The 13022-nt window shown below is 42.5% G+C and carries 8 protein-coding genes; 4 read left to right on the top strand and 4 right to left on the bottom strand.

Annotation, left to right across the window (positions count from 1 at the left end; all coding sequences use genetic code 11):
• The first annotated feature begins 134 nt into the window (after positions 1–134).
• Entirely contained in the window at positions 135–914 is a 780-nt protein-coding gene (lpxA, locus tag I3255_RS08430; RefSeq protein ID WP_238038443.1) for an acyl-ACP--UDP-N-acetylglucosamine O-acyltransferase, read from the top strand.
• A 317-nt stretch (positions 915–1231) separates the two neighbouring features.
• A complete protein-coding gene (locus I3255_RS08425) occupies positions 1232–2584 on the top strand; it encodes a sodium-dependent transporter (RefSeq protein ID WP_238038442.1) in 1353 nt (450 codons plus the stop codon).
• 125 nt (positions 2585–2709) lie between these two features.
• On the opposite strand, the gene tgt is transcribed toward I3255_RS08425, so the two are convergent.
• Positions 2710–3861, bottom strand: coding sequence for a tRNA guanosine(34) transglycosylase Tgt (gene tgt, locus I3255_RS08420; protein ID WP_238038441.1), 1152 nt, complete (start codon positions 3859–3861; stop codon positions 2710–2712).
• Positions 3862–4120: 259 nt separating this feature from the next.
• Between tgt and I3255_RS08415 the strand changes: the two genes are divergently transcribed.
• The gene (locus I3255_RS08415) at positions 4121–4777 is read left to right on the top strand and encodes a heme-binding protein (RefSeq protein ID WP_238038440.1); all 657 of its coding nucleotides are present in this window, start codon (positions 4121–4123) and stop codon (positions 4775–4777) included.
• A gap of 110 nt (positions 4778–4887) precedes the next feature.
• Here the strand turns inward: I3255_RS08415 and asd are convergent, their stop codons facing one another.
• The gene (gene asd, locus I3255_RS08410; RefSeq protein ID WP_238038439.1) at positions 4888–6021 is read right to left on the bottom strand and encodes an aspartate-semialdehyde dehydrogenase; all 1134 of its coding nucleotides are present in this window, start codon (positions 6019–6021) and stop codon (positions 4888–4890) included.
• A 450-nt stretch (positions 6022–6471) separates the two neighbouring features.
• On the opposite strand from asd, the gene I3255_RS08405 reads away from it, so the two are divergent.
• Positions 6472–7605, top strand: a complete 1134-nt coding sequence (locus I3255_RS08405; RefSeq protein WP_238038438.1) for an endonuclease/exonuclease/phosphatase family protein — start codon at positions 6472–6474, stop codon at positions 7603–7605.
• A 535-nt stretch (positions 7606–8140) separates the two neighbouring features.
• On the opposite strand, the gene I3255_RS08400 is transcribed toward I3255_RS08405, so the two are convergent.
• Both I3255_RS08400 and lptD read right to left on the bottom strand, forming a co-directional pair.
• On the bottom strand, positions 8141–9535 hold the full coding sequence (locus I3255_RS08400; protein ID WP_238038437.1) for a peptidylprolyl isomerase: 1395 nt from the start codon (positions 9533–9535) through the stop codon (positions 8141–8143).
• Between the two features lie 143 nt (positions 9536–9678).
• Entirely contained in the window at positions 9679–12729 is a 3051-nt protein-coding gene (gene lptD / locus I3255_RS08395; RefSeq protein ID WP_238038436.1) for an LPS assembly protein LptD, read from the bottom strand.
• Positions 12730–13022: the final 293 nt, after the last annotated feature.

Here is a 13022-nt window from a genome sequence, read left to right as displayed (position 1 = left end):
TCGATTTTTACAATTATAATGAGCTATTATATTGATATTTAACAAAGCAGCGGATATTGGTTTCATTCATGAAGCCAAACCGGCTGTATTTGGCTGACTATTTATTTGCATTGAATGATACAAGGGCCCACATCATGAGTCAGATTCACCCTACAGCACTCATCTCACCATCTGCACAGATTGATGAGACTGCCATCATTGGTCCCTACTGTATCATTGGTGATGAAGTGTCAATTGGACCACATACTGTGCTGCATAGGCATGTCATTGTGACTAGGTTGACTCGTATTGGTGCGCATAACCAGTTTTATCAGTTTGCGAGTGTTGGAGAGGATCCTCAGGATTTAAAGTATGCAGGTGAGCGCACTTGGCTTGAGATTGGCGATCACAATACGATTCGCGAAGCTTGTAGCCTTCATCGCGGTACTGCACAAGATAGTGAACTGACCAAGATAGGTAGCCATAACTTGTTAATGGTCAATACTCATGTGGCGCATGATTGTGTGATTGGCGATCATAATGTGCTGGCAAATAATGTGGGCGTTGCAGGTCATGTGACTATCGGTAGCCATACAATCATCGGTGGTAATTCAGGTATTCATCAGTTTTGTACAGTAGATGATTACAGCTTAATCGGCGGTGCCAGTTTGATTTTAAAAGACGTCGCAGCATTTACGATGGTGTCTGGTAATCCAGCAAAAGCTCATGGTCTAAATATCGAAGGCATGCGCCGAAAAGATTGGTCGAAAGAAACGATTGATGTCTTACGCCAGGCCTATCGTATCGTCTTTAGATCGGGTCTGACCACAGCAAAAGCGTTGGAGGTTCTGCAAGGCGAGCTACTATCTCAAGAGCCAAAAGTTCAATTGTTGATTGATTCACTACAGAAAAGTCGTCGCGGGGTAGTGCGTTAAACGTATGTTCAGCCACCGTAGAAGCTAGGCTAAATAGTTATTTTTTGCAGTTTTAATTTGCCTAAATTTTATTAATAAAAGATAATATTGCCAAAAGCCATAACCAATTGTTATGGCTTTTTATATTTATGAGTGCTTGACTTTTTTGGTCGCTTAGCAGAAACTGAGCGTTTATGATATTGTAAACAATTCTTTCTTAATGTTACGGGGCACTTCACATTGAAGTGTTTACTAAATAGTTTGATAGTAGTAGTCACTATTTATGATGATCAAGGAGGATTATCAGTAGCGTTATTTGAAGTACGAGGACGCAAAAAATGGCTATCAATAAACAAGAACATGCACAATGGAGCTCAAGTTTTGGCTTCGTATTAGCGGCAGTAGGTTCAGCAGTTGGTTTGGGAAATATATGGAAATTTCCATATATGGTGGGCGAGAGCGGTGGTTCGGCTTTCGTTATCGCTTATTTGTTCTGTATCGCGCTAGTCGGTTTTCCAATACTGGTTGCTGAATGGCTCATTGGTCGCCGTGGACAAAAAAACCCAGTCAACACGTTTGCGGATGTGGCTGCTAGCGAAGGTAAATCTCGTAACTGGACCATCGTTGGTGCTACTGGTATTTTGGGTGGCTTTTTAATTCTATCTTTCTATAGTGTCATCGGTGGTTGGGCACTTAACTATATCACTAAGGTTGCGTCAGGCAGCTTTACAGGCCAAGACAGTGATTCAGTGGCTGCGACCTTTGATGCGATGCTAGCATCAGCCGGTACATTGACGATTTGGCACACCGTATTTATGATTTTGACTGCCGTCATCGTTGGTATTGGTGTAACGAGCGGTATTGAAAAAACAGCCAAGATTTTGATGCCACTACTGGGTGTGATTCTTTTCATTATCGTTGGTTATAACGTAATGAATGGTGGTTTTGGTGAGGCAGTCGCTTATTTGTTCACGCCAGACATGAGCAAGCTGACGGCTGACGTTATGCTTGCAGCATTAGGTCATGCCTTCTTCACACTATCTATTGGTATGGGCATCATGGTTGCTTATGGTTCGTATTTGGGCCGTGAAGTGAACTTGCTAAAAACTGCACGTACTGTTGTTATCTTAGATACGGTTATCGCTTTGGCGGCCGGTCTAGCCATCTTCCCAATTATCTTTAGTAATGGTCTAGATCCTGCATCAGGCCCTGGTCTGATCTTCGTCAGCTTACCGATTGCTTTTGGTAGCATGGGTGCAGGTACTATCATTGGTGCATTGTTCTTTTTGCTTATCACCTTTGCAGCTGTCACATCATCTATCTCATTATTAGAGCCAACAGTTGAGCTGCTAGAAGAACGTACGTCGATGAGCCGTACCGTATCGACTATTGTTGCCAGTACTGTGATTTGGCTATTAGGCATTGCCGCGTTGCTATCGTTCAACCTATGGTCTGAATTTACTATTATGGGTAATGGTATTTTTGATGCACTAGACAAGATTACCAGTAAGTTCCTTCTACCTCTAACAGGTCTTGCGGCCATCGTATTCGTTGGTTGGAAAATGGATCAGCGTAGCATTCAGCAAGAGCTTGGTTTATCTAATGCGACATGGCAGCTTTGGCAAATTGTTGCAAAAGTCATCGCGCCAATCGCTGTGATCGTGGTATTTGTTACTTCACTGATGGGCTAATAGTTATTTACAATGATTTAGACATGTAAATCATTGAGTGATAAAAGCGGTTCATATAAAAAGGGCTTAAGAATTATCTTAAGCCCTTTTTTATGTCTAATAATATCAATAAATATTAAAATGGATTAACGTAAATTTAACTCAGGAACCGTTTGTCCACGCTTACTATAAAATTCGCTAACGAATTCATCGAACCGATCTTGCTCGATAGCATCTCTGATACCTTGCATCAAACGCTGGTAATAGCGTAAGTTGTGAATGGTTGCCAATTGTGCACCCAGCATCTCTTTACATTTATTAAGATGATACAAATAAGCGCGGCTAAAGTTTTGGCAAGTGTAGCAGTCACATTCAGGATCTAATGGGCCTTCGTCGTTACGATACTGGCTATTACGGATACGCACCACACCAGCATTGTCTGCATCGCCCGTCACAAAGTAATGACCATTACGCGCGTTACGAGTAGGCATCACACAATCGAACATGTCCACACCGCGGCGTACGCCTTCAACTAAATCTTCAGGCTTACCAACACCCATTAGATAGCGTGGCTTATCTGCTGGCATATCATCAGGCAGGTAGTCTAGGACGTCTATCATCTCTTCTTTTGGCTCACCAACCGACAGACCGCCGATAGCATAACCATCAAAGCCGATTTCTAGCAAACCTTCGAGTGATTGCTGGCGTAAATCAGGATACATACTACCTTGTACAATACCAAATAATGCGTTGGTGCTGCCCAGCCTATTGTGCTCATCAACGCAGCGTTGTCCCCAACGTAATGATAGCTCTAGCGACTTTTTCGCTTCATCATGAGTGGCTGGATAGGGCGTACACTCATCGAACTGCATGACGATGTCCGAGTTCAAGCTGTATTGAATTTGCATAGATTTTTCTGGTGAGAGAAATATCTTTGCGCCATCGATAGGCGATTTGAAGTTAACTCCTTCTTCGGTAATTTTACGCATGGCACCTAGACTGAATACTTGAAAACCGCCTGAATCCGTCAAAATAGGCTTATCCCAATGCATGAATTTATGCAAGCCGCCAAATTTATCGATGACTTCCGTGCCTGGACGTAACCATAGGTGAAAGGTGTTGCCTAAAATGATATCAGCACCAATGGCTTCGATATCACGTGGCAGCATACCTTTGACCGTACCATAAGTACCAACAGGCATAAAAGCAGGCGTTTGCACGTCGCCATGATTGAGATGAACGGTACCACGGCGTGCACGCGTTGCACCGCTGGCTGTTTTATGTAAGACAAATTGCATATGTTAACCGATATATGAGCTATGAAAATGGCGATAATTATAGCATTGTTAGAGATTTTTTGGATATTGATATTCAGGCCGTCAATATAGCCAGTCAGTGCGTTTTTTTGATTGATACAATATTGTCATAACCAAAAGACACAGACAGTGCTTCAAAACACACAGACAACCCTTACGTTGCGCTGGTAAAGTAAAAGTCATAATAATGATGACGTATTTAGAACCATCAGCGCATATTTTAAGAAAACGGAGAGGTTATATGAAAAAGACAGGTTATTTATTATTAGTTGGCGGGATATTATTGATATCAAAAGGGGCGATGGCTGCTGATCCAGAAGAGCCAGAGTATACGTTATTGGCACAATCAGATGACTTTGAGTTACGTCGTTATGATGAGCAGTTGATCGCCCAAACGTGGGTAAGTGGTGATCAACGCGCGGCAAGTCGTGCAGGGTTCAAAATCCTAGCGGATTATATTTTTGGTAATAATACCGCACCAACTGGTGGTAGTAGCAAAATCAGCATGACAGCGCCTGTCACTATGCAGTCTGATAATAAAGGGAATAACGAGTCACAGAAGATCGCAATGACCGCACCAGTCAGTATGCAACAAGATGACGGAAAGTGGCGCGTACAATTCACGATGCCCAGCAAATATACGATGGAGACGTTACCAAAACCGAATAACTCAGACGTCGAAATCGTTGAAGTACCCGCTCAAAATTATGGCGTTATCAAATTTTCAGGATTTACTGGAAGTGATAAAGTAGATAAGAAGACACAAGAACTGAGAAATTGGATGCAAAGCAAAAATTTAACGCCTATAGGTGGTCCAGAATTGGCACGTTACGATGAGCCATGGACATTGCCATTTTTACGTCGTAACGAGGTAATGATTGCGTATGAGCCAAAGTAATACAAGGGTATTAGGACATATAGTCATTATTCTTAGCCATTTAGATTATTGATCGCAAAAAAAGACAGCACTTGCTGTCTTTTTTGTATCTGATGTTTTGGTTATTTGATTTAGTTTTTTTGCTCACGAATGATATTCAGCATACGGCGCAATGGTTCTGCTGCGCCCCACAGCAGCTGATCACCAACAGTAAAGGCACCTAAATACTCAGGGCCCATTTTAAGCTTACGTAAGCGGCCTAATGCAACTGTTAACGTACCAGTCACTGCGACTGGCGTTAAGCGATTCATAGTGGCTTCTTTATCGTCTTCGACCAAATCTAACCACTCATTGCCGCTATTTTTTAGGGCGGCTTCAATTTCTTCTAGAGGGATGTCTTTTTTGAGCTTGATGGTTAGACCTTGCGCATGGCAACGCATTGCTCCGACGCGTACACACATCCCATCGATAGGAATCGTGCTAGCTTCGTCATTACCAAGAATCTTGTTAGTCTCAACGCCGCCTTTCCATTCCTCTTTTGACTGCTTGTTTTCTAACTGCACATCGATATAAGGAATCAAGCTACCAGCAAGCGGTACACCAAAGTACTGTGTAGGAAAGTCTGCTGAACGCTGTGTCTGAGCGATTTTTTTATCAATATCAAGAATGGCGCTAGCAGGGTTGGCTAGTTCATCTTGTACAGCGTCACGCAAGACACCCATACCTGAGATCAGCTCACGCATGTTATTGGCACCCGAGCCACTAGCAGCCTGATACGTCATCGCGCTGACCCATTCAACCCAGCCCTTATTGAATAGCTCACCAATCGCCATTAGCATCAGTGATACGGTACAGTTGCCACCGATAAAGTCTTTTTTGCCACTGGCTAGGGCATCATCAATGACGCTGCGATTGACTGGATCAAGAATAATGATACTATCGTCTTTCATACGTAGCGTACTTGCTGCATCAACCCAATAGCCAGTCCAGCCGCTATCACGTAGTGGTTGGTGAACTTTTGAAGTGTAATCACCACCTTGGCAAGTAATAATCACATCACAAGTAGCAAGTGCTTCAATATCATGAGCATCTTTTAGTTGGCCAGTTTCAATACCGTCGAATTTTGGCGCATCACCACCAGCATTACTGGTTGAAAAAAAGACAGGCGTAATACCGTTAAAGTCATTTTCTTCTTGCATACGTTGAATCAATACTGACCCTACCATGCCGCGCCAGCCTACTAAGCCTACTGTTAAATTACTCATGAAATTCAGTCCTATTTACAATTATTTGTTGCATCACCAACCGATAACAATGCCGTGAATGGTACAAAAAAGCAAGGCGTTTTGGCTATTATTTACTCGTTTTCTATACACTATTAACTATGTGTACTATAACTTTACGTTATTATTAGAGTCTGGCTTAGGTATTGGCAAAATATATTTGGTTGTCCGTAAAGGATAAGGCTCTCGATAAAATACCTATTATTTTGATCAGGCAGGTATTGTAAATTTTTATGGCAGTTGTTGCAGAATCGCGACTCATATATAGGCGAAAATCTTATGAAATGCTAAAGTAAGCTTCTAGCATTAATACTTGACGTCAGTTCAGTTAAAACTCAGTTCATTTAAAACCATGATATGCGTTGTCATGGAATGAATGGCATATATCATCATTGGCCCCATTATCATCTCAATAAACGGTTATTACATACTATGGATCTCTCACTATTATATTACAGCTTACAATGGCTAGCAGGATTCATCGCATTTTTAACGATCTGGGGTTGGGTGCCGCTGGATAATTGGTGGGTGCGTGGCGTCGAATTCCCACGCATTCAGATAATGGTACTGGGCATTATTGCTTGGATTGGCATGATCATGTTTTTCTCAGAGTGGCAACTGGGACAATGGTTGTTATTTATAGTGCTTAGTATCACGTTAGCGTTCCAGCTAAGAATGGTATTGCCGTATACCAAGCTATGGAAAAAAGAAGTTCAAAAAGCAAAAGACAAACCAGAAGGGCAAGTACATCAATTAAAAATCATGGTCTCAAATGTGTTAACACCCAATGATGAAACACAAAAATTGGTTGATTTGGTCAAGCATAGACAGCCCGATATTTTAATTACGCTTGAAACTGATAAAAAATGGGAGAAAGCATTACAGCAAATTGAGTCTGATTATCCTTATACAGTTAAGGTTCCGCTGGACAATCTATACGGTATGCACCTGTACTCTAAGCTTGAGCTCATAGATCCTGAAGTGAAGTACCTAATGATTGATGACATACCTTCTATTCATACGCAGTTACGACTGCAAGGCGGCCGCGTAATTTGGCTATATTGTTTGCATCCTATGCCTCCAAGTCCAACTGAGGCTGATAAATCTACCACGCGTGATGCTGAGCTTCTGATGGTTGGCAAACACATCAAAGAAAATGAGCAAACCGCGATATTGGCTGGTGATCTTAACGATGTGGCATGGTCAAAAACCACGCGGCGCTTTCAGCGTATTTCTGGGCTGCTAGATCCTCGTATTGGTCGACACTTTATCAACACCTTTCATGTCAAATATCCATTTCTGCGTTGGGCATTGGATCATATTTTCCATAGCGCTTGCTTTACAGTAGTTGATATCAGACGTATGCCGTCTATAGGATCTGATCATTTTCCTGTAATGACGACTTTACAATATGAGCCAGAAGAAACGAGCAAGCAAGAAGGCAATGCGCCTACTGCAGAAGCAGAAGATGTAGCAGAAGCAGATAGCAAGATTGAAGAAGGTAAAAAAGAAGGCAAGAAAATGTCAGATGAACGCAGAGAGGTGCAAGGCAGTCTTAGTTTATGAGGAGTACGACGTATAGGTTAAAGTTGACTCTTATAACGTAAGCATATGCTTACGTCAAATAAGGTCTTTAGCTTCTATTCGTACCAAATTGATTGTCCTATAATGTATTCATCAACACAAGGATACGCAAGGATGCAGTGTTGAGACGGTATCAATAAAAGAACAGGTCAGCCCGCTGTCTTATACGTTACTGTTTATGACTTAGGATGAGTCAACATGGAAGAGAGATAATAACAATAACATGAAGCACCGAAGCCCTGAACCAATCGCCCTAGGTTCGGGGCTTTTCTTTGTGCGTCATTTGTCGATTTGTAATATTCCTGCCATACACAGCTGAATAGATTGGTTTAACCGCCTATTAAGTTAATTGTACTTAGGCGGTTTGCTATCCATTATCCTAATTAACTGACAGTCAGTCGATTTCTAAATAAAAAAAGGGTATATGCATTGGCATAGACCCTTTTTCTGTGCAAGCTAATCAGTATTATTAGCGCTCAGTGTATTAACTTATGACCAAGCAGTTGAACGCAGGTCTTTAACCGAGTACTTGGATATAGGCACCTGCACGCAACTCTTGCAACCAGTCTTCTTGTGCTTGAGGCGCTAGGCGCTGATACAATGCTTGGCGTGCCATATTGCGACGATATTGCTCGCTGACATCCTGCTGACGCTTACCGTCAACTTTTAGAATATGCCAGCCGAACTGAGTTTTAAATGGGGCAGAGTAGTCACCAACAGCTGTATTTTTCATTGTGGCCTCAAATGGACCTACCATATCTTCTTCACTGACCCAATCAAGATCACCACCGCGGCCAGCCGATCCTGGATCGTCTGAATAGGTTGATGCTAAGGCAGCAAAATCAGCACCGTTACGCAGTTGCTCATACAAATCATTAATTTTCTGTTCAGCCAGTGCATCTGTCTGTAACTCATCGACTTTTACTAAGATATGACGAGTATGCCACTGCGGAATCAACATGGTATCACTGGCTTTTTTATCAGCCAGCTTAACGATATCGATACCTTCAGGCGTTAGTAACGGCTCACTGACTGCACCAATATCGAGGTTGGTAATTTTGCTTGATAGCTCTGTCGGTAGGGATGCCGCTTTGTGAAAGCCCATATCACCACCTTGAATAGGGATAGGATAGCTACCTTGGCTTGCAGCAACAGCTTCAGAGACATTGACATTTGGTGCAAGTAAACGAGTACGCAAATCCTGTGCAACTTTTAGCGCTTCCTCACGCTGAGCTGCTGACAGACGGCTGTAGTCATCTATATAAGGAACGCGTACATGCACAGTTTGGTATTCACTTTGATTCAAACGTTTTGCTTCAGGCGACGCCAAAAATGCATCAATATCTTGCTCACTAATGCGTACTCGGCGACTGATTTGACGCTGCTGCAGCTCTTGAATAGCAGCATCTTCGATCAGTTGAGCACGTAATGCGGCATAACTACCAGGACGCGCGGCATCTAAGCGTTGCTGTAATACTGAGATGCTATTGAGCCCTTGAGATTGAGCGATTTGAGCAAGGCGTTGATTGATCTCGGTTTCATCAGGAGATAAACCGACACGTTTTACCATTGATAGTTGCAATTCACGCAAGATAAGCGCGTTTAGCACCTCTGACTGCAATTGCGCTGAGTTTGCAATAGGTTCTCCTGCTGCTCGTGCGCGGGCTTGGGTTTGTGTAATGGCATCGACCAATTCACTTTTTAGGATAGCGTTTTCATTGACTAAAGCGACAATACCATCGGTGCTATTGGCAGGTGTCAAGCGACTTACTGCATTCTGATTAGCAGTAGTCGAGGCTTGTGCTGTGGCAGGTTTCACAGTCGCTGCTTGAGCACTTAATGTCAGTGCAAGACTGGCACCCATAGATAGCAGTACAGCGCGGCTGGTTTGACGTAAAGAAAAAAATCTCATGATGCTCCTCATCAATGTCATCGCATCGGATGGTAGTCGGTCAACGCAATCCAATACTTAATAATCAGATATTTGACAGCGTGACCCATAGTAGGGTTATAAATATTTGTGCAAATAGTGCTGCAATCTAGCAAAAAATCTCGTTAGTCTTTCCATGCAGTTTGGACAGGTTCAAAGCCTAATATCTTATCAGAGAGCAACCGTGTTAGGCGGCTACTGCCACTGCCAAGCCCATTTAATCTAATTTCTGCCATAACAGCTTGTGTTGGTTCGTCTTTGACGTTTAAGTCATTATAGTAACGGCGACCGTAAACTGCAAAGCCAAAGCAGCAATCTTCATAATCAACACCGATGAGTGAATCGAGCATCTTGTTACGATTATAGTCATATTGACCTTGAGCCAATATCCGCCAGCTATTATTAATAGGGAAAACGGCAGAGGCGGTAAATGCGGACAATGGCAACTGATCAGTGTTTTCATCACGCTGACGCTTGACATAGCCCACATTGAACAAGCTATTATCTGATGGCTGATAACGTAGCTCAGTCGTTATATAGTTCAAATCATAGTCGTTAGTCAGCGCACCGCTTACATCAACCCAAAAATTGTTATAAGGTTGGGTGCTGGTATCCCATACCATGCCTGAGGAAGAAGAGTTGAATACTCTTTGTTCATCATCAAGCGTAACACGACCATCATCTATATAGAACTGTTCTGCAATGCTACCATCAAAACGTGTCACACCCGTTGCATCGATGTAACGATAATTGACACCAGGCGTGATAGAGTGCAAATCTTGCAAGCGATCATGGCCTAAGAACCAACTGTCTGAAAATAGCTGCTCATAGTTAATAGACGCAATACGAGTGTTGAAGTTAGGAATATCATTTTGGTTTTTATACGGTGAATAAGTGTATTTCACCCGCGGGCTAAGCAGACGATAGCCACCCATGGTGTCATCAAAAGCGCCAAAGGGTGAACCTGCTTGGTAGAAATTCAGACCTGCATCAATACTGGCTTGCGGAACGAAGACTGATTGGCTACCATCTTCTTCACTAATGTTATTGTCTGCCAAGCTGTCTTCATCATATGAAGTATAGAGATGCTGTAGGCTTAGCTTCGGCCTAATATAGCCCCAAGACTTCTCCATCGGGTAAACGGCACTTATTTTGTTATAAATGCGTGCACCGCTCTTTTCATCCTCAGAGCCATCATCAATAGACTTCTTAAAATAGGCAGAGTCATGTACGCCAGTGATGTCAAAGTTCTTCGCCCACGGCAGTCGATAGTTGAGCTTTAGCTGTGGTAGGCGTGAATAGGGTTTGTCTTTATCCTCTAGAGCCTCACCATTATCAGTAAACGCATCTAACGTTTGGAAGGTTTCTACTTTTAACTCACCATCGACGTAATCATTATAATAATTAACTCGAGCACGCCTTGGTAGATTGATTGTGTTATCTGATAAACCTAAAGTGTCAAAATCATCAAGATAATCTGCATCTGATACATAGCTGTATTTGGCATCACCACTTAACCGTGGAATACTTTTGGATGACCAATAATGATCATAAAAAAAGCTTTTACGATCTTCGTCATTATATTCTTTGTCATTAGGCAAGTATGAACCGTTAAAAATGCCTTCTCCATAGTTTTCGGTCAAATAACGGAACTCACCTGAGACCATAGGATTACGGTCGGTGTATACATGCGTATTGAGCGTGGCATCGTAATTGGGCGCTAGGTTGAAGTAATAAGGAACATCAATCTCAACACCGCTCTCACTACTTACGCTAGCACTTGGTAATAAAAATCCGCTACTACGACGACTGTCTATTGGAAAGTTAAAGTAGGGGAGATAAAAGACAGGCACGTCAGCAATACGAAAAGTCGTATTATAGGCTTCGCCGCGTCCTGTATCAGTATTCAAATCGATACTTTTGGCATCAAATTGCCATTTACGGTTGGTGGGTGGACAGGTGCTAAACATCACCTCGTCCAGCTCGTACTCACTATCATTAGGCTTGTTCAAGCGCTTAGCGTAGCCGTGTGCTTGTAGCTCAACACTAGCAAAAGCCACATCGTTGGCTGTTGATTGTCCAGTTTCAGTATTATAGTTTAAGCTGTCTGCAACCCCAATCAGACCACCTTTTTTTGCTCTCTCATTAAAGCTGGTTTGAGCATTGCTCGGTGCATTGCTACGTTGCAGTGATTGTCCTGTCGCCTGATCGGTAAACATGACTCTACCTTGTGCAGCAGCCACCCCATTGCTTAGATCAATCACAACTTTTTCTGCTTCGATATGCTGGGTACCCTGATCGACTTTCACATTACCTGATAGTTCAGCATAATTGATATTATTGTAATAACCGTAATCTGACTCTGTGAATAGAGGTGCTTGATTATTGGGAATACTGTCAACATCAGGTACGGGTTGTCCATTTGCACCGCCAGCCTCATTCACAGCACGCTGATAATTAGGGTTGCTCTTTGGATAGACCCATTGACCTTCACAGCGTTGTGCACTATCTATAGCGTTTGGCAATAATCGTAAGTTCTTACCAACTTTTGGAATGGTCTGCGCTGTAGGCGCTAAAGTACTCTGTATATTATCTGACTCAGCATTTTCTGTATTATCCACGTCATTTGAGACAGGAGTCTCTGGTGTGAGCTCATAAAATTCTGCCAAACGCACTAGACTGTCTTGAATACTCTCATCACTGATATCTAGCTGACGGTTATCCGCTACGGTATTTTCAGGTGTAACCATAGCATTAGCACGTGTGTCGCGGCTTACCTGATCGCTATCTGTCGTATTTGATGGTTGTATCGAGGCGGTATCAGAAGACTCATTAATCTCTGTGATATTCAAAACATCATCGGAGGCGCTGTCCTCTAACGTAGCATCGCTTGCGAAACCTGTGTCATCAAAATTAGAAGCAGGAGTCGCTCTTTGAGAATTATCGACCTGTGGGCGCGCGTCTTTATAACGGATATCGTTGTAATCACTGCTTTGAGTGACATTACTGTTATTGGTATCAGAGAGGTAGCTGCTTGTACTACCAGCACTTGATGGCTCAGTTGTCTGTGTGTCAGCATCGTTGATGGCAGCACTAACTGTTAGGCTAGATAAGCCTAAGGCACCAAATAAGATCAAACGAATGCTTTGGTAAAGCGGAGAATATAACAAGGGCACACCTATGATTGCAGAGCCTATTGGATTGCGATACTGAATTGCATAGTCGTATTATTCAACAAGACAGAGTTGTTAATAAACGGCTAAAAAATCACTCATCGATAGCGTCATCTCAAGAATTTGGCTGTTTTACATATAATGACGACTAATCATAGTCAAAAAAAACCAAATCAGCTACACTATTTACCAAAATTTATAATATAGCCAAGCTACTTTTAAATGAGCTAAAAGACTCAGCTTAGCGCTAAATTACTGAATGATATCTTGATATGTCTACTGGCGCAGTTGTTGCG

The sequence above is a fragment of the Psychrobacter sp. Ps6 genome (assembly GCF_022129235.1).
GTDB lineage: Bacteria > Pseudomonadota > Gammaproteobacteria > Pseudomonadales > Moraxellaceae > Psychrobacter.
Note: the sequence above shows the minus strand (reverse complement) of the source record. Positions and strands in the feature narration are given on the sequence as shown.